This is a genomic window from Nostoc sp. C96, from assembly GCF_059384975.1.
Genome location: NZ_CM182020.1, coordinates 1,282,044 through 1,301,537 on the forward strand (window position 1 = coordinate 1,282,044; position 19,494 = coordinate 1,301,537).

At 41.5% G+C, this 19,494-nt stretch carries 11 protein-coding genes; 5 read left to right on the forward strand and 6 right to left on the reverse strand.

The window, feature by feature from the left end; genetic code table 11:
* Positions 1-17: 17 nt before the first annotated feature.
* From AC504W_RS05575 to AC504W_RS05600, 6 genes are all read right to left on the reverse strand, one after another.
* Positions 18-1,277 (reverse strand): glycosyltransferase family 2 protein, encoded by a 1,260-nt coding sequence (locus tag AC504W_RS05575; RefSeq protein WP_494876699.1) that lies wholly within the window; start codon positions 1,275-1,277, stop codon positions 18-20.
* Between the two features lie 288 nt (positions 1,278-1,565).
* Positions 1,566-2,825, reverse strand: coding sequence for a glycosyltransferase family 2 protein (locus AC504W_RS05580; protein WP_494876700.1), 1,260 nt, complete (start codon positions 2,823-2,825; stop codon positions 1,566-1,568).
* 132 nt (positions 2,826-2,957) lie between these two features.
* Positions 2,958-3,425: a DUF2141 domain-containing protein gene (locus AC504W_RS05585; protein ID WP_096583183.1), complete on the reverse strand. Its 468-nt coding sequence runs from the start codon at positions 3,423-3,425 to the stop codon at positions 2,958-2,960.
* A gap of 164 nt (positions 3,426-3,589) precedes the next feature.
* Positions 3,590-4,591 carry an NAD-dependent epimerase/dehydratase family protein gene (locus tag AC504W_RS05590; RefSeq protein ID WP_494876701.1) on the reverse strand — a complete coding sequence of 334 codons (1,002 nt, stop codon included), beginning with the start codon at positions 4,589-4,591 and terminating at the stop codon, positions 3,590-3,592.
* 92 nt (positions 4,592-4,683) lie between these two features.
* Positions 4,684-5,862 carry an ABC transporter permease DevC gene (gene devC, locus AC504W_RS05595; RefSeq protein WP_096583179.1) on the reverse strand — a complete coding sequence of 393 codons (1,179 nt, stop codon included), beginning with the start codon at positions 5,860-5,862 and terminating at the stop codon, positions 4,684-4,686.
* A gap of 97 nt (positions 5,863-5,959) precedes the next feature.
* Positions 5,960-7,165, reverse strand: coding sequence for an ABC exporter membrane fusion protein (locus AC504W_RS05600; protein WP_494876704.1), 1,206 nt, complete (start codon positions 7,163-7,165; stop codon positions 5,960-5,962).
* 688 nt (positions 7,166-7,853) lie between these two features.
* On the opposite strand from AC504W_RS05600, the gene AC504W_RS05605 reads away from it, so the two are divergent.
* The 5 genes from AC504W_RS05605 to AC504W_RS05625 all read left to right on the forward strand — a co-directional run bounded on the left by AC504W_RS05605 (position 7,854) and on the right by AC504W_RS05625 (position 19,483).
* Entirely contained in the window at positions 7,854-9,194 is a 1,341-nt protein-coding gene (locus tag AC504W_RS05605; protein ID WP_494876705.1) for a ParB N-terminal domain-containing protein, read from the forward strand.
* Positions 9,195-10,034: 840 nt separating this feature from the next.
* Positions 10,035-10,313 (forward strand): hypothetical protein, encoded by a 279-nt coding sequence (locus AC504W_RS05610; protein ID WP_015111629.1) that lies wholly within the window; start codon positions 10,035-10,037, stop codon positions 10,311-10,313.
* Positions 10,314-10,554: 241 nt separating this feature from the next.
* The gene (locus AC504W_RS05615; protein WP_494876706.1) at positions 10,555-15,978 is read left to right on the forward strand and encodes a beta-ketoacyl synthase N-terminal-like domain-containing protein; all 5,424 of its coding nucleotides are present in this window, start codon (positions 10,555-10,557) and stop codon (positions 15,976-15,978) included.
* 168 nt (positions 15,979-16,146) lie between these two features.
* Positions 16,147-17,877, forward strand: coding sequence for an SDR family NAD(P)-dependent oxidoreductase (locus tag AC504W_RS05620; protein ID WP_494876708.1), 1,731 nt, complete (start codon positions 16,147-16,149; stop codon positions 17,875-17,877).
* Between the two features lie 226 nt (positions 17,878-18,103).
* A complete protein-coding gene (locus AC504W_RS05625; RefSeq protein ID WP_494876709.1) occupies positions 18,104-19,483 on the forward strand; it encodes a beta-ketoacyl [acyl carrier protein] synthase domain-containing protein in 1,380 nt (459 codons plus the stop codon).
* Positions 19,484-19,494: the final 11 nt, after the last annotated feature.

Below are 19,494 nucleotides of genomic sequence, written 5' to 3' on the forward strand. Positions count from 1 at the left end.
GACTGCTGAATTCTTCTTTAGAGAGAAATTTTGCGATCGCTGGGTTGATCTATGCTCTGATAAGGGCGATATTCTACAAGGCGGATATTCCAAGGGCCTTGAACTTTATAGGTCACACCACGCCAATGGACTGTCGGCATCTGCAATGATGCTAACATTGCTAACCCATAAATCCATTGTGTGAAAGGCAAGGCGATCGCAATTTTGCCAATCACAGCTGCTGATAGTCTTGTTACCTGTTGACCTTGAGCGCGAATTTCTGGCTGTACACTCAACTCTAAAAAGAGGATGAGCATAACTAAAGCCAACATATAAATCACATACCAACTCAGAGCTAAATTCGCACTATCTCCATCTCCAATCAATAAAGCAACTAAAAACACTACTAACAAAAGATTAGGTAGCAAAATTGTAAAAATCACATCTGTAGCTACAGCTATCCACAAAGGATGATACAAGCGAGAAGATAGCAATTGACGTTGAAACCAGTATCTTAAACTTGGTAAATCGCACTCTTCCCGATTCAACATAATTAAAGCAGGCACAAATTTGACTTGCAGTTTATGCTTACTCAAGACACTACGAATCATCGTATCTTCGCCAAAGGCTTTACCCCATTTATCGAGCAGTCCTGTTTGCTGGATTACAGAGGTTTTGATAGCTAAAGTTCCACCCCAAGGAATGCCATAGAGAAACATTTGCACAAGTGCAGAGACATTCCAGATATAGCGCACTAAAGTACCCCAATATCTACCTGTTGGGATATACCAACGATTACCTGTTGTTGCGCCTATTTTAGGGTTATGGAGAGGGGTAACTAATTCCCGCAACCAATTGGGATGCACTACAGTATCAGCATCAACTAAAGCCACTACCTTGTATGATTCATCTAGTTCCGAGACAGCTTGGATGAGAGAACTACATTTAAGACTGCAACTATTACGGACTATTTGGAGTGGCTTGATTTCAACGTTAGTTGCACCTAGTTCATTGATAGTGTCGTGAGCTATTTGCCATGCAGGGTCTTGGACGCTATCAACAACCAACTTCAAATTATATTGAGGATAATTCTGATGAAGTAGCGATCGCAAGCAATTGGGTAAAAATGGATCAGCACCACGCAGACAAAGAATCACTGCCGTTTTTGGAAGTTCTTTATCTAGTAATGGTTGTTGTGGTCGTGAAGTTAAAGACCACAACAACGCCAACACTGAACACACCTGAATAGCTAACCAAATCAATAAGCATCTAGACAGGAATATGATCAACTCATTCATTTTTGATAAACTCTACGTAATTGCATCGGAAAGATGAGCTATAAATAGCTCTTTTGACTCAGTAAACTAAACAGTCAACTGACGCAGGATTTACACAGAGTTTGTCAGATAATTTTAGATTGTAGATTTTGGATTGATTCCATAAAAAGCCATCAACTATTTAGTCAGGAACATCCAAAAAATAAAATGGGCTTCAGATCCTCGACTTTTTTAATAAGTTGGGGATCTGCTTATTCACGAATGCTTTATGCTCTAGGTTTTAACCCTTAACCTCTATTACGTCTCAACTCACAAAGATATTTTGCTATCTATTGGTTGATCCAAAAAATCATAAGCCTGGTATTCCACTAACCGGATATTCCAAGGCCCTTGGACTCGGTAAATTGCGCCCCGCCATTTAATTGTTGATCTCAATAAAGAAGAAAGTAATGCTAAACCATATACCCATTGTGTTAATGGAATAGCAAGCAACATTTTTAAGATTGTGCCAACTGATAATTTTGTCACAGGCTGACCTTGAGCTAAAATCACTGGTTTAACTCCTATCTCTAATGTCAGCATGAGTAAGAGTAGCCCCAGAGTATAAATGCTATAAGCGCGAAATAATAAAGCTGCTGTTTGCCATTGTTCACCCCACAAAGATACTAGTAATAAAACAATGGTGATAGTTGGAAATAAAATGCTAGAAATGACATCACCAACAATAGCTATCCATTGAGGATGATAAAGTCGAGAGTATAAAAATAGCCGCTTGAGATGATCGATTAAGCCTAACAAATCAGACTCTTCACGATTGAGCATCATCAAAGAAGGCACAAACTTGATTTGCATCCCGTGTTTTTTGAGAACTTTGTGCATCATCAAGTCTTCATTCAAAACTTTTCCCCACATATCTAGCATTTCTGTGTGGCGCAGTACTTCTGTTTTGATTGCTAAAGTACCACCCCAAGGAATGCCAAATAAGAACATCTGCACAACTGTAGATACATTACCTGAGTAGCGAACTACAGAACCCCAATACTTACCAGTTGGGACATACCAACGATTACCAGTTGTCGCCCCTACCTTGGGATTTGCCAGAGGGCTGACTAATTCTCGCAACCAGTTAGGATGAACTACTGTATCAGCATCGACGAAAGCTACCACTTCGTACACATCATTTAATTCGGCAAAAACTTGCAAAAGGGCGCTGCACTTCAGGCTGCAATTGTGGCGAATTACCCTTAAATAGTTGATTTCAACGTTAGTTGCGCCTAGCTGATGAATAGTATCGTGTGCAACTTGCCACGCTGGGTCTGTTTGACTATCGACGACTAGCTTTAAATTGTATTGTGGATAATTTTGAGTTAGAAGCGATCGCAAACATTCAGATAAAAACGGATCGGCTCCACGTAAACAAAGAATCACCGCCGTTTTCGGTAGCTGTTCATCTGGTAATGAGTTTTTTCGGCTGAGGTGCAAGTACAACAAAAATACAAGTGCTAGACACACCTGAATAGCCAGCCAACCCAGCAAAGACTTAGACAGGAATATCGCCAACTGTTCCATTTAATTCAGTCTCCGGCCTTAGAGAGGGAGCGAGGGAGCAGAGGAGCAGGGGAGCAAGGGAGCAGGGAGAGTAAACTTTTTCTTGTTCCCCTTGTCTTCCTTGTCTCCCCTATCCTCCTTGTCTCATCTATGCTATGGATCGAGTGAATACTTCATGACTATATTGATGCTGGTATTTTTATTAACTAAAAAACTGGCATCACGAAATTTTGGTGTACCTGTTTGGACAGAAACAGTAGGATTTTTTGAAATGCCAAAGCCTTCTTTGGGGATACCAAAGAAGTCTGTATTGAGTTTGCGATCGCCATTTTGATCGTCAACAATAGCGACAGCATAAGTGCCATGTTTTAAACCTGGAAATTTCTTAATTACAGAAGTGCCTGTAATTTTAGTACAGCCGCTTTGTACTTCACTTTTGTTACTCATGGGAAATCCTTTTTCCCCGGCGTAAATCCGAAAGCAAATATCACCTTTTTGGTGACGAATATTGTTAACTGCAATAGTTAAAGTAGCGGTTTGTTCTGCGGTAACTGGTTTAATACAATAAATGCTGACTACAGAAGAAATGAGAAAGTAAGACCAACGTGCAATTTTACGCATGATGATTCATTCAAGAGTAATGTTGGTTGTTTTAAACGCAAAGTATCGCTGAGGTTAACGCAGAGTCACGCAGAAAATGAGTTCCAATTTATCTGGGTGCATCTGCGGTTAATTATTTCTGGATAAACTTTGGATAAAATAGCTATAAAGGAATATCCTCAAAGCTATTTTACTAGTTGCTGGATATCAGTCTTTTGCACCCATGCTGATGTTTTACGTAAGCCTTCTTCTAAGTCAATTTTTGGTTTGTAATCCAATAAAGTTTGGGCTTTGGTAATAGAATAAGCGTAGGGACGAGTCATGAAATCAACTGATTCTGGTAAAATATCAGCTTTTTTACGGAATAGTTTTTGTCCTTGACTGCGGATTTTGAGAAATAGTTTGATTTCATCTTTGGCAACAGACATAGGAGCCTGTAAACCTTCGGTTGCGGCCAAGCGCATAAAATACTCTTTCCAGGAAGTTTCTTGACCGTCGGTAATATTAAAAACTTCGCCGTAAGCTTCTTTTTGGATAGCCAAGAACATGGCATCAATCAGATTATCTATATATAGATGATTGATAACTCCTTTACCATCGTTAGCATAAGCGAATAGTTTTTGCCGCATCATCAATAATGGTCTGACTATCCAAGGGATACATCCAGGGCCATAGACATCACCAGCACGAATCACAATCACGCCGAAGTCTGGTGGAGAATTTAGGGGTAAGAGTTCTGCTTCTGCTTCGATTTTGCTTTGACAGTAAGGATTATTGTCGCCAGATAAACGGTCAGACTCAGTGATGTTATTAGGATAATCAAAGCCGTAGACCATTACGCTGGAGAGGTGGAGGAAAGTTTTTACTCCAGCACCTTTAGCAGCTTTGGCCATATTGATGGTACCGCTGACATTGATTTCCCGAAATTCTTTGATGGGGCCAGCTTCTTGGGTAAGTTGGGCAGTGTGGAGAACGATATCTACTCCCTGACAAGCTTTTTGGGCAATTTTAGTGTCAGTAATACTACCAACGATAACCTCTACACCTAAATTTTGGGCTATGGTGCGATCGCTGGAACTTTGCAATCCGCGTACCTTCATTCCCTGCGCTATGGCTAACTCGGCTGCACGCAAGCCAATAAAATCGTCAATCCCAGTAATTAGCAGGGTTGTGTTTTGTAAGTTCATCAGGAGTTATTATCTTACTAAAGTTTGATTTTTAGATAGAAGGTTGAAGGCTAAAGGATGAACATTATTTCATACTTCATCCTTCCCACTTTTTAGAAAATATCTGCCGGGTCAGCAGAACGTAATTTGTTAATTGCCAGTGCGCCAGAAGTAATACACATTAAAACTGCTGAAATAAATACAATCAGGGCATTATTTGCTGTCATCATAATAGGTAATTTTGTCGCTTCCATTGCAAAGTCGTACAAAATTATAGAAGTCAAAAATCCTGGTATATATGAAGCAATGGCCAAGATTAAAGCTTGTTGAAAGACAACATTTAACAAATAAGAATTTGGATAGCCAATGGCTTTTAAAGTTGCATACGCAATAAATTGAGTTGCAATATTACTGTAGAGAATTTGGTAAACAATAACTACACCGACAACAGAAGCCATCGTCAACATTAAGTTAAGAATGAAACCAATTGGTGTTCTGTCAGCCCAATATTGTTTCTCAAAATTGATAAAGCCTTGACGCGTAAATACCAGGACATCATTAGGTAAATTGGCTTGCAAATTTTCTAAAACTTTTTCTTTATCAGCGTTAGGCTTCAAGGTAATCACGCCTATATCGATTTTTTCTGCTGGACGAGTATTCGGATTTATCCGCAGAAAAGTTGAGTCGCTGACAATTAAGTTACCATCTACACCAAAGGAAGGGCCTAAGCTAAATAATCCACCTACTCGCACGTTGTAGCCAATGGGGCCATCAAAGGGAAATATTTCAATTGTCTGTTCAGTATCTCCCTGGTCAAATTTGGCAGCAATTGGCCCAAACTCTGGTCGAGAATTCCGGTCAAATAGCATGACATCAGGAATTTTCAGTTTGTCCAAATTTTGCTCAATCTCTGGGATATTCATCACAGGATTTCCTGGATCAAAGCCAATCACATATATGGAATATTTCTCACCAGTAGCAGGGTTTTTTAACTTAGCAAATTGCAAGTACATGGGGCTAACAGATTCAACACCTTCAAACCCCAAAGATTGATACAAACGAGTTCGAGAAAAGCTTTGGCTAGATGTCAAAGACTTATATTGTGAACTAACTAAAAATAAATCTCCGCGTAAGCCTTGATGCACTGCGGTAGCGCTAGAATATAGTGCATCTTGAAAGCCTAGCTGGACAAACATCAACAGCACAATAAAAGCAATTCCAGCTACAGCAACAACAAAACGAATCTTTTGTTGGGCTAACTGTAGCCACGCTAAAGGAATCTTAAAATTCATGGATTCACGGGTTATTTGTTATTTATCATTTGTCATTGGTCATTAGTGATTCATTATTTTTTCTTCTAACTTTTGACCATTGACTTTTGACTCTTGACTATATTTGAATAGCGACATCTACTTGCAAGTTAGTCAAACGCGCTACTCTTTGACTATCTGCGGGGTTATCAATGGATATTTTTACTTCAATAATTCTGCGGTCTGTATCAGATCTAGGGTTAAGGCTAAAGATACTTTGTTTATCAACTTGCCAACCAATTTCTTTAACAGTTCCTTGTAGTTTTCCCGCAAATGCAGCACTACTAATGCTGGCTTTTTGACCTACACGTACATTTTGAATATCGGTCTGATAGACTTCTGCAACTACATACATTTGCGATATCTTACCGATTTCTGCAAAGCCTGCGGTGTTGATAACTTCACCAGTTTTTGCGTGAATTTTGAGGATTTTACCGTCAATGGGAGCTTTAATGTAAGTTAAGTCTTGGTCAGCTTTAGCTTGTTTAATTGCAGTCACAGCACTTTTAACTTCAGTTTGGGCTGCATCAACATCTACAGAACGTACTTCACTGATACTGTTGAGTCTGGCTTTAGCTTCTGTTTGTTGGTCTTTTAGGGTGTTTTGTGTACGGATAAGCGCAGCTTTAGCTTCTATTAGTTGTTCTTGAGTTGTCTTAAGTTGTAAAGCTTTGCTGTCGGCAACAGAAGCAGCGATCGCACCTTGTTTGTATAATTTTTGATAGCGATCGTTCTCGGTTTGCGCGTTGTCTACTTCCGCTTGAATGCGGTTAATTGTTGCCTGTTGAGTGGCAACTTCTCCTTTTAATTGAGATGCTAAATTCGCAATAGTCGCTTTCTGCGCGTTGATATCTCCAGATTTAGCACCAGCTTTTACCTGTGCTAATTTAGCTTTGGCAACTTGCAATTTATCTAAAGACTGTTGCAAAGCTGCTGTAGCACGAGCGTAATCTTCTAAATACGCCAATACTTGCCCAGCTTTAACTTCATCTCCTTCTTTCACCAACAGTTTTTCAACACGCACACCGTTGATGGAATTAGGTGCAGATAAATAAGTAACTTTACCTTCTGGTTGCAAACGCCCTAAAGCTGTGATTGCAAGTTTAACAGGTACAGGTTTTGGTGAATTTTCCTGAGTTGTTTGCAGGGGAACACGAGAAAATTTTGGTGCAACACTGTAAAAAGTTCCTAGCCCAGCAGCAGCGATAGTGAGAGAAGCTGCTAACATTATTTGCCACCGACTTAGGGGTTTTGTAAACAACTGGCTGTATTTTCTTAGTGCCATATTTTTATTCCAATTGTGCTATGCCAGGAAAGTGCCTAAATGGCTATAATTTCAGCGATCGCATTATCAACGCTGAAGTTTGAAGGATAATACTTCAGCTTGTTACTAGTTTGTTTTCGGGAAATTGTTGTACGCCTTTACACCACTATTAATTACTAATTTTGCGGAGAAATTAAAGCAGGTGTGACTCTAAATCTTTCTCAGTTTTATCCTAATTTCTCATCAAATCCAGTATTCTAAAATACGATAGTGCTAACCAAAAAATTTAAATTTACTCAAATGAAGCGTTTAGGAAAACTGGATAAACTGTGTCCAATTATTGCAAAGCACTTTAATCTTGTCAACCAATTTACATTGCTTAAGTTAGCTTTTAATGACTATAGGGAAAGGTGACAGGTTAGAGGTTATAGGTTATGAGCATCGGCATTCTTTTTTTATTACCAATAATGTGTCATATACAATACTTTTAATTTATTGAATAACTAAACATTCATCTTTAAAACTTAATACATAAACGCAACAATTATTTTGTAACCTGTAACCTATCACCTCAATTCTGTAATCTTCATCACTTTTCATCTACTTCAGGAACAAAATTATAGATTTAGACTCACTAACTAAAATGTTTCATCTTGATTTTGCGTGTTATCTTGGGTGTTTTAACTGAAGTTATATAAAAACAGTAATTATGCCTGCAATTTCTGTAAATCAAATTCATATAGGTTCTAATCGCCGTCCTGTCAATGCTAATAAAGTTAATGAGTTAAAAGACTCCATTAAGGCGAATGGCTTATTAAACCCCATCACGGTAGATCAGAATTTGAACTTAATTGCTGGGCTGCATCGGCTCACAGCTTGTAAGCTTTTGGGGCTAGAAGCTATTGAATGTAATGTTGTTAACTATCAAGACGCTGACCAAGCACGGCTGGCGGAAATTGACGAAAACTTGATTCGTAATGAGCTAGAACCCTTAGAACGTTCGGAACTGTGGTTAGAACGTGACCAGATTTTAGAACGGATGGGGTTGCGGGCGAAACCTGGGGATAACCAGCATACTCTCAAAGGTGGTGAAATTATTTCACCACCTCCCAAAAGAACTATTGAGTTAGCTAAAGAAGTTGGCTACTCTGAACGAACTTTTCAGCATGGGAAACAAATTGCGAAAAGTATCCATCCAGATGTCAAAGAGATGATTAAGGGTACACCTCTAGCTGATAGTCCTACGATCTTACTGAAAATCGCTAGGGCTGGGAGTGAAGAGCGCACCTTAGCCGAAACAGCACAAAAGGCTGTGGAGTTAGCCCAACAGCAGGGAGATAAACAAACTACAGCCCAGCAAACTCAATTAATTGCAGAAGCCACAAGAAAGCAAAAAGAGTTACAGATATTAGCTTTTAAAAGTGCTATGGCGGAGCGAGAAGCAAAATTAGCGATGAAAAAGGTGCAACGCCAGGTAGAACAAGTAATTGAGCAGCCAAAAGCTAATTTAGAACCTGTGATCAAAGTTGGTGAAGAATGGATGCTAGGGAGACATTTGGTTTATTGTGGCGATACTTACACTTCACAGTTTCGCAATCTGTTACCTTCAGATGCAGCACTGGCGATCGCTACTGTATCCTCTACATGGCAACATAATTATTTAGTAGACGAAGCCAGAGTTGTGGCTGTCCTCCGTTCTGAAGGACAAATTTATGAATTTTATAGAAATAACAAAATGCCGTTTCAATATGAGTTGTTAGTAAATAACCTTTACATAGGCATTTTTTCTCATCATCTAATTGCTAAACCACAATCACCAATTCACATCGAAGGTGTTGAAGGTATTGTGAATTACTTAATCAATTTCTACACCAGTCCTAATAATTTTGTGATTGCTCCGTTTATGGGACATGGTGAAATCTTGATTGCTTGCGAAAGATTGGGACGCATCTGTTTTATCGGCGATGAAACCCCGTCATTAGTCAGTCGCGGCGTGATGCGTTGGCAGCAATGGACTAGCAAGCCAGCAAAAAAAATGTTGAGCGTTTGATAAATAGAAGGCAGGGGGTAGAAGGCAGGAGAAGAAAGTTTTTGATAACAAGCAGTTTTCTTTGATTTGCCTTACATTTCATTCTGTCTATTACTTACCGTTAAATATGAGTGAGAGGTTAGATACCCGAATTCTTTAAAGAAGTCGGGTATCTGGGACACATCTTATGTAACATTTTTAGCAGATATTTGTTACAAGCCTTTAAATGTTTGCAATCCGTGAAATGTCATCAATAGATTGTTTATGCTGTACTTTCCAAACATTTAATATTTGCTTGATTCATAACTTCTTGGTGTTAGTTTTTGCCTTATTTTTAAAATTCATCAAAAAGTTAGCTCAGATTATGATGTTCTGTTGAAATAACGAGATATATGCTGATGTATTTGTTCAATAATTTTCTACTAAGTACCTTGATTTTTAGAATAGCTAATAAATTAAGCTGTATCTGGGATAGAAAGCGCGATCGCACAAATTATTCATTACTAAATATGAGTTATCAAATATACTTGTATGGCACATTTTGTTTAACATTGACATCAGCCAAAAGCCAGATTTTTTTCTTAAAATCCCTTGAAGAAATGATTTAGTTTGTGTGAAGTGTGCTATTCTTTTTATTAATTCACCTCTTCAAAGCGGAACGGAAACAGAACACAATTATCGCCCTTGAAGATGAGAAACCTACTATACAAAGTCGCATCACCATCACCTTGTAAATGTTGAGTATTTTTGTCAAATCGCTATGAAATTCAAAGTAGAGGTGATGTTCTTTCGGTAACGAACTTGTCAGCTTTTCTGGGTCGAATTTCGTACAATATATTATCCTGGACGTTGAAACTGGCTATGGCATTTATTAAGATACAGAACGTTGTCATTAATACCAGCTACGTTGCTGCTGTTAAGCTAGATAATCAAACGAGCTTGGGAGAAAAAAGCGTTTCTGTCCTAATAGCTACTCCTAAGTTTCCAGTGTTCCAGTTAGATACAATTACGCAAAACTTCTACCATTACGAATGGCTTGAATTCACTGGTCAAGCTGCTAACGCGCTTCAAGATTATTTTACCAGTTTCAACAACGTTATTGACTTGCTACCACAATATCAAGAGAAGTGTGAAGTATGAAGTAGGGAATAGGGAGTGGAAAAGATGGGAGAAATATCAATTATTCTTTCCTTCTGCCTTCTGCCTCCTGCTGTAATTCTTCACCTTTATTTGTATTGTGTAGTGTTTGTTAGGAAAAAAGCATTTAGCCTTCACGCATAGGATAGCTAGTTGCTTGTCACAACAGACAGATACTTTTTGACGGGTAACAAAGACTACTGTAGCTTCAGAATCCACAGTAATTAAAAACTGTCTATGTCCTATGTCTGCTTATTCAATTGATACTGCTTTGGCGGAATTAGAAGCCCAGATCAACAGTTGTGAAAAGGCTTTAATTAGGTTTATAGAGGGAAAAAAAATGACGACAGATACACCAATGTCGATTAACAAAATTAATAGACAACTGCAACAAAATCCTATAGCCATTGTTGGCATGGCTTCGTTATTTGCGAAAGCCAGAAACTTGCGGGAATATTGGCAAAATATCATTAACAAAATCGATTGTATTACTGATGTACCTTCCTCTCACTGGAGCGTAGAAGATTATTACGACCCCAACCCCAGAACCCCAGAAGATAAAACCTATTGTAAACGCGGTGGTTTTATTCCAGAGGTTGATTTTAACCCGATGGAATTTGGGATTCCACCTAGCATTTTAGAAGTAACTGATGTTTCCCAGCTATTAAGTTTGGTAATTGCGAAAGAAGCAATGGAAGATGCTGGTTATGGGGAGTCACGCGAATTTAGCCGCGAAACTATCGGGGTAGTTCTCGGTGTAGCTATGGCTAAACAGTTGGGAATGCCACTGGCTGCACGGTTAGAATATCCGATTTGGGAAAAAGTTCTCAAAAGCAGTGGTTTGTCTGACGAAGATACCAAAAAAATCGTTGACAAAATTAAAGCAGCTTACGTCAAGTGGGACGAAAACGCCTTCCCTGGAATGCTGGCTAACGTCGTGGCTGGACGCATCGCCAACCGTTTGAACTTTGGCGGGATTAACTGTGTAGTTGATGCGGCTTGTGCTAGTTCCTTCGGTGCGTTGAAATTAGCTATTAGTGAACTAGTCGAACATCGCGCTGACATGATGCTGACTGGTGGTGTGGATACAGACAACACCATCATGGCTTACATTTCTTTCAGCAAAACCCCGGCGGTTTCTCCTAGCGAAAGCGTGAAACCTTTCGATGCTAAGTCTGATGGGATGATGCTAGGTGAAGGTATCGGGATGATTGTTCTCAAGCGTCTAGAAGATGCTGAAAGAGACAACGATAAAATTTACGCTGTAATTAAAGGTATTGGTACTTCCAGCGATGGCCGCTACAAGAGTATTTATGCACCTCGCAAAGAAGGTCAAGTAACCGCCTTACGCCGCGCTTACGAAGATGCTGGTTTCTCTCCTGCTACCGTTGGTCTGATGGAAGCCCACGGTACTGGCACAATGGCTGGCGACCCCACTGAATTCGGTTCTTTAAGAGACTTCTTTGGCGAATACGACCAGAAACGGCAACACATCGCTTTGGGTAGTGTGAAATCTCAAATCGGACACACCAAGGCGGCTGCGGGTGCGGCAAGTTTAATTAAAACTGCTTTGGCACTGCATCACAAAATTTTACCGCCAACTATTAACATTACCGAGCCGAACCCCAAACTCGACATTAACAACTCGGCATTTTATCTCAATACTGAAACAAGACCTTGGATACGTGCGGAAGGGGACGCACCAAGACGTGCGGGTGTAAGTTCCTTCGGATTTGGTGGGACAAACTACCACGTAGTTTTAGAAGAATACGAAGCGGGACAAAACCAACCTTACCGGATACACAGCACACCCCAAGAAATTCTGCTGTTTGCTGAGAACCCAGCGCAACTACTCAGTAAGTGCGAAGCAGATTTATGGAAGTTGCAATCAGAAGGTGCTGAGAGACATTTTTCTCAGTTGGTGCAAGATAGTCAATCTTTAGAAATTCCCCAAACTGCCGCGAGGGTTGGGTTTGTCGCTGAGAATTTGCAAGAAGCTTGCAAGTTGCTGCAAACCAGCATCGACTGGTTGAAACTTAAAGGCGGAGTTGCATCTTGGGAACATCCTCAAGGTATTTACTACCGCGCCTCCGGTATGGAACTAGGCGGTAAAGTTGTTGCCTTGTTCTCTGGTCAAGGTTCCCAATACCTAGAAATGGGTCGGGAATTAGTGATGAACTTCCCTGAGATGCAGCGTTTGCATGGTTACATGGATAGCTTGTTACTCAAAGATAACTTGCAGCCTCTCTCGGAAATTGTCTTCCCGCGCCCAACCTTTGAAGAAGCAGAGAAAAACGCGCAAGTTGCAGCACTACAACGTACAGAATACGCTCAACCTGCAATTGGGGTATTCAGTGCTGGGTTGTATTCCATTCTGCAAAAAGCTGGTTTCAAATCTGATTTCGTAGCCGGACACAGTTTTGGTGAATTAACAGCATTGTGGGCTGCGGGTGTATTAAGTGAGCAAGATTACTTGTTCTTGGTGAAAGCTAGGGGTCAAGCGATGGCTGCGCCAGAAGACCCAGACCATGATGCAGGTACAATGTTGGCTGTCAAAGAAGACATCAACAAAATTGAGCCGATACTGAAGCATTATCCGCAAGTATCCATTGCTAACTTCAATTCGCCGACTCAGGTGGTGTTGGCAGGGCCGACCGCAGAAATCGCTAAAGTGCGTCAGACTTTGCAAGAACAAGGTTATGCGGCTGTACCGTTGCCTGTTTCCGCAGCCTTCCACACTTCGCTGATTGCGTTTGCCCAGAAGTCATTTGCGATCGCTACTAAATCAGTCAAATTCAATACCGCAACAACTCCAGTATTCAGCAATGTTACTGGTAAGCCTTATCCACAAGATCCTACCGGAATGCAGCGCATCCTGGAAACACACCTGGCAAGTTCGGTGCTGTTTAAACAGGAAATTGAAAATATCTACGCGGCTGGTGGTTCTTGCTTCGTGGAATTTGGGCCAAAACGAATTTTGACTAACTTAGTTAAGGATATTTTAGGCGATCGCCCTCATATTACCGTCGCGTTGAATCCCAGCACTCAGAAGAATAGCGATCGTTCTCTGCGGGAAGCAGCAGTACAAATGCGCGTCATTGGTATGCAGTTGAAGAATCTTGACCCTTATCAAGTTCAGCCTGTACTACCTCCGGCTGAGAAGAAGAAAACCTTGAGTGTGCGTCTCAACGGTATTAACTACGTTTCGGAAAAAACTAGAAACGGCTTCCAAGAAGCTTTGCAGAATGGACATAAGGTTTCATTACCTGCTGCATCTGCGCCAGTTGTCAGCGCCCCCGAATTTTCTGAAACGAACCGCAAAGGGCGCGAAGGACACGAAGAAGAAATAAGAGTTTTAGAGGGTTCAGGTGTAAGTCTTCAAGAAATAATCAAACCGGAACCAGCACCCGAAGTTACTCCTATCACTAGTATCATCACCGAACCAACTCCAGAACTAGAAATGAATCCTGTGATCCTTTCTAATCAACTAGCCCAGGAAACTGATATGCCAACACCTGAAAACTTGGTAAATTACCAGCGAATGCTAGAAAGCTTAGAGTATCTGCTGACCCAATTCCAAAAGAATCAATCTGATAATTTACAAACTCACGGTCAGTACCTCAACCATCAGATGGAATACACTAAAGCATTCTTCCAACTCATGCAGCAGCAAAACGCTTTGTTCGCTAACGCCAAGTCTTCCCAAGAGGTAGCGCAACTGAAGCTAGTTGTCATGGAAGGTGTAGAACGCAGTATGATACAGTTTCACAACCAACAAGGTGAAACCCTCCGCATCCATGAACAATATCTTCTGGAACAAGTAGAATACGCCAAAAACTTCTTCAATCTGATTCAGCAACAATATTCACAGTTGATTGCTGGTGGTGTTGCAGTTGAAGCAACAAGTATCCCAGCCAGCGATACACCCGTACCTACAACCACTAAAATTGTTGCACCAACTCCAGTAGTTGAGCCTGTAGCGAAAAACGGTAATGGTAACGGTCATGCTAAACCTGTTGAAATGCCAGTTGCACCCGCACCCCAGCCTGTAGCAGTTGCACCTGCACCTGTAATTGAGACACCAGTCGCACCAGTACCTCAACCTGTTGCTTTCACTCCCGCACCTGTAATTGAAACACCAGTTGCACCAACACCCATAATTGAACCTGTTGCTTTCACTCCAGCATCGGTAGTTGAAACACCTGCACCAGTAGTCCAAATTCCGACACCTCAACCTGTAGCAGTAATTAGCGCACCCATCGTAGCTACACCTGCGGTTGATGTCTCTGACTTAGACAAAAATCTGCTGGCTATTATCAGCGATAAAACTGGCTACCCAGTCGAAATGCTCGAATTAGAGATGGACATGGAAGCCGACTTGGGTATTGACTCCATCAAACGAGTTGAAATCTTGGGTGGATTACAAGAAATGTATCCTAACTTACCCAAGCCCAACTTAGAAGAACTGGCAGAAAAACGCAGCATCGGCGACATCATTACATATCTGCAATCTAATGCTTCGGGAAATCCTAGTGTCGGAGTTGCAGTGTTACCCGCGCCAGCATTGCCAGAAATGCCAGTCACTACCTTACCCTTAGTTCCTGTAGCAACTGCACCTGAACCAGTAGTAATTGCTGAAACTCTAGTCGCAGAAACTGTAGAAGATACTACAGATTACGCAGATATCGCCCAAACACTGCTAAATATTACTAGCGATAAAACTGGCTACCCAGTCGAGATGCTGGAACTCGAAATGGACATGGAAGCCGACTTAGGTATCGACTCCATCAAACGGGTAGAAATTCTGGGAGCAATGCAAGAAACGTATCCCAACCTACCCAAGCCAAACGTCGAAGATTTAGGCGACTTACGAACCATCGGTCAAATAGTTGAGTATCTGCAACGCCTAGTTGCGGGTGAAAAAAAAAAGCCTGATTCTAACTGGGACTTCCAGCCAGTCCAAGTAATCGAAAACGTTGCGCGTCGTCCCGCGCAACTCAAAATCCTCCCGCTACCCGACAGCTTAGAGTTCAGTTTACCAGAGGGACACATCTGCTTAATCACAGATGATGGCTCCCTCACCACCTCCCACGTAGTACAAACACTGTGCGATCGCGGTTGGAAAGTAGTAGTATTAAGCTTCCCCCAAGCTATCATCGCGCAACAAGCACCCTTACCTGCTGGCGTAGAACGCATCACCCTTGCAGATATGAGTGAAGAATTACTCCAACATAAATTATCCGCGATCGCAACTAATATTGGCACAATTGGTAGCTTCATTCATATCCATCCCCAGGCTGTAGAACAGGACAAAGCGATAGTTAAGCACATCTTCTTTGTAGCTAAACACTTGAAGAAATCCCTCACCGAAACCGCCAATTATACCCGCAGTTCTTTCCTAACAGTTGTTCGCTTAGATGGAGCATTTGGGTTAGAGCATAACACCAATTATGGAGCGATCGCGGGTGGTTTATTTGGACTCACAAAAACCCTGAGATGGGAATGGCCAAAAGTATTTGCTCGCTCAATTGATTTGAGTCCAGCGATAGATGCACAAAAATCGGCTGAACATATTATTGCCGAACTGTGTGACTCGAATCTTTATATCAATGAAGTGGGTTACGGTTCCCAAGGGCGAGTTACTTTGAAGGCTTCCGTGATTAAGTAAAAGCCTCACGCAGAGACGCAGAGGCGCGGAGAAGAGTGCGCGGAACCTTTTAAACTCTCTTTACTTTGTGACGGCAGTCGCTTCAAGTCGGGAAACCCGCCCAACGCGCTGCCTCTCCTTTGCGTCCTTTGCGGTTCGTTTAAATAAATTCTCAACTTCAAAATAAATATGACCACAGCAACTCAGGTTCGTTTCTCATCAGTATTTCTTGTCAGTGGCGGTGCGAAAGGAATCACCTCCCTCTGCGTTAAAAAACTCGCACAACAACAACCTTGTACATTTATTCTGCTCGGTCGTTCCGAAATTTTAGAAAACGAACCAGAATTCGCCAAAGATTGTTTTGAAGATGCTGCATTAAAAAAACGCATCATGGAAAATCTTCTCGCTCAAGGTGAGAAGCCTACACCCATGAGTGTGCAGAAAATATATAACAAAATTGCTTCCAGCCGCGAAATTAAACAGACACTAGCAGAAATTCAAGCCACAGGTGCAAAAGTTGAATATCTGAGTACTGATGTCACAAATGTTGCTGAATTACAACAAAAACTAGCAGCCACAGTTGCACGTACAGGCGCAATTACTGGTATTATTCACGGTGCTGGTAACTTAGCTGATAAATTAATCGAAAAGAAAACCGACCAAGACTTTGAAAAAGTTTATACAGCCAAAGTTCAAGGATTAGAAAATTTACTGAATTGTGTTAACCCTAATCAACTAGAACAATTAGTATTGTTCTCCTCCGTAACTGGATTTTATGGGAATATTGGGCAATCAGATTATGCGATCGCTAACGAAATTCTCAACAAATCAGCGCATCTATTCAAACAAAACCATCCCAATTGTCACGTAGTTGCAATCAACTGGGGCGGCTGGGATAGCGGTATGGTGACACCAGAACTCAAAAAAGCCTTTGCCGAACGCGGAATTGATATCATCCCCGTAGATATCGGCACACAAATGTTAGTTAATGAACTGCATCCCGCACACCATGACTCCACCCAAGTAGTTATCGGTAGCCCCACGATTCGCCCACCCGCACCCTTAGATGCAGAACTCAAAAGCTATCGCATTCGTCGCCGTATTGTTTTAGAAGCAAACCCCTTCTTATATGATCATGTCATCGCTGGTTCTCCCGTATTACCAGCCACCTGCGCCATGTCTTGGATGATTAACGCTTGTGAAGAATTGCATCCAGGTTATCGCTATTTAAGTTGTAAAGAATTCAAAGTTCTTAAAGGAATTACCTTCGCCAATTCTAATGTCAGCGAACACATTCTGGAAATTCAAGAACTTGCCAAAAGCGAATCTGAATTTGTCGAATTACAAACCACAATCTTAAGCAAAACACCCGAAGGCAAAACTCATTATCACTTCCGCGCCCAAATCAAAATCGTGCGGAAAATGCCAGAAGCCCCCATTTACGAATCAGTAAACTTCACCGAAGATAACATCATCACCGCCACTGGCACAGACTTTTATCAAAAAGATAGCTCCTCATTATTCCACGGCCCAGCATTCCAAAAAATTACCAAAGTCATCAACATTACCCCCGAAAAAATCACCGCCGAATGCTATTGGGCTTCAATTTCTGCTCAAAAACAAGGGCAATTTCCTGTTAACTGGCACAACCCATACTCCAACGACTTAAGTACACAACCCCTATGGATTTGGCTCAACCATTTCCATCAAGAAATTTGCTTACCAGGACAACTAACTCACTCCGAACAATTCCGCGCCTTACCCTGCGATGAACCCTTCTACGTTTCCTGCGAAGTCAAAGCAAAAACAGCCACAGGCGTAACCGCCGACTACTACATCCACGACCTTGAAGGTAAAATCTACTCTCGCATTCTCGGAGCCAAAGCAGTCATTTGGCCAATGAGAATGATGAACAAATAATTAACATATAAACGCAGAGTTTCGCGGAGGTAAACGCAGCGAAAAGTTGCGTGCGGGGGTTCCCCCCGTTGAGCAAACTTTTCAAGACAAAGTTTCGCGGAGAATTATCTGCGTTTAAAATAGCAATATTAGTCTCTCTCCGCGCCTCTGCGCCTTTGCGCGAAACAAATTTCCACTCCGGGGAACATCGTAAATCCAAAAGCCCACCCCAACGAGGACAACAACAGTGGAAAAAATAGCCATTATCGGTATATCCTGCCTATTTCCCGACGCGAACAATCCCGAACAATTTTGGCAGAACATCACCGACCAAAAAAGCTCAACCTCAGAAGTTACACTCACCGAAATTGGCGTTGATCCCACAATATTTTACGACTCTGCTAAAGGCAAACCGGAAAAAATTTACTTCCTCCAAGGTGGATTTATTCGCAACTTTCAATTCGATCCCAGCGAATATAATTTACCACCAACCTTAGTAAATAGCTTAGACAACACCTTTAAATGGTCACTGTACGCAGCAAAACAAGCTGTGCAACATAGCGGCTATTTAGGTAATCAACAAGCCCTCGCCAAATGCGGCGTAATTTTAGGAACCCTCTCCCTACCGACAAAACTTTCCAATCAACTATTATCCCCCATTTATCGCCGCACAATTGATGGTGCGATCGCTCAACTTCTCCAAGACCAAGATTTCCATTTAGCAGCCATCCCCCCAACCACCAAACCATCGCCCTACAACGCGATGATATCAGGTCTACCAGCCGCCCTCATCGCTCAATCGCTCTCCTTATCAGGCACTCACTTCTGTATAGATGCAGCTTGTTCATCAGCCTTTTACTCTATCAAACTAGCATCGCACTATTTACAGACACGCAAAGCCGACTTAATGCTGGCTGGTGCAATTAGTTGTTCTGATCCTCTATTCTTACGAATGCTCTTTTCCGGTATTCAAGGATATCCAGAAAACGGAATTAGCCGCCCCCTAGATAAAGCATCACGCGGCTTAGTAACTTCCGAAGGTATCGGTATGGTAGTTCTCAAACGCTACAGTGATGCTGTCAGAGATGGTGATAATATCCTCGCCACTGTTTGCGGTAATGGACTCTCCAACGATGGTAGAGGCAAACACTTACTCAGCCCCAATGCTAAAGGACAAATATTAGCTTACGAACGAGCTTATCAAGAAGCCCAAATCAGCCCCAAAGACATTGATTACCTAGAGTGTCACGCTACAGGCACACTCTTAGGCGATACCACCGAATGTAGTTCTGTAGAAAGCTTTTTTGGTGAACATCAAGCATCACCATTAGTCGGTTCAGCTAAATCAAATGTCGGACATTTGTTAGTAGGCGCTGGCATGGTGGGCTTAACCAAAGCAATTTACAGCCTGAATCATGGTGTGATTCCGCCCACGATTAATATTGATGAACCCATTGGTGCAGAAAATACTGTCATTTCCTCTAAAAATATTGTCAAAACTACAACACCTTGGCCTAACAATAATTCGACTAAACGCGTAGCCTTAAGTGCCTTTGGGTTTGGTGGAACTAACTCCCACATCATTTTAGAGAAAACCGCAAAGGACGCAAAGGACACAAAGAAATAAGAGTTTTAGAG

What these genes read in the sequence shown, in the direction of transcription:
- AC504W_RS05580 (WP_494876700.1), bottom strand. Translation starts at nt 2,825, where the DNA reads ATGGAACAGTTGGCGATATTCCTGTCTAAGTCTTTGCTGGGTTGGCTG.
- AC504W_RS05620 (WP_494876708.1), top strand. Translation starts at nt 16,147, where the DNA reads ATGACCACAGCAACTCAGGTTCGTTTCTCATCAGTATTTCTTGTCAGT.
- AC504W_RS05615 (WP_494876706.1), top strand. Translation starts at nt 10,555, where the DNA reads ATGTCTGCTTATTCAATTGATACTGCTTTGGCGGAATTAGAAGCCCAG.
- devC (WP_096583179.1), bottom strand. Translation starts at nt 5,862, where the DNA reads ATGAATTTTAAGATTCCTTTAGCGTGGCTACAGTTAGCCCAACAAAAG.
- AC504W_RS05585 (WP_096583183.1), bottom strand. Translation starts at nt 3,425, where the DNA reads ATGCGTAAAATTGCACGTTGGTCTTACTTTCTCATTTCTTCTGTAGTC.
- AC504W_RS05600 (WP_494876704.1), bottom strand. Translation starts at nt 7,165, where the DNA reads ATGGCACTAAGAAAATACAGCCAGTTGTTTACAAAACCCCTAAGTCGG.
- AC504W_RS05610 (WP_015111629.1), top strand. Translation starts at nt 10,035, where the DNA reads ATGGCATTTATTAAGATACAGAACGTTGTCATTAATACCAGCTACGTT.
- AC504W_RS05605 (WP_494876705.1), top strand. Translation starts at nt 7,854, where the DNA reads ATGCCTGCAATTTCTGTAAATCAAATTCATATAGGTTCTAATCGCCGT.
- AC504W_RS05590 (WP_494876701.1), bottom strand. Translation starts at nt 4,591, where the DNA reads ATGAACTTACAAAACACAACCCTGCTAATTACTGGGATTGACGATTTT.
- AC504W_RS05575 (WP_494876699.1), bottom strand. Translation starts at nt 1,277, where the DNA reads ATGAATGAGTTGATCATATTCCTGTCTAGATGCTTATTGATTTGGTTA.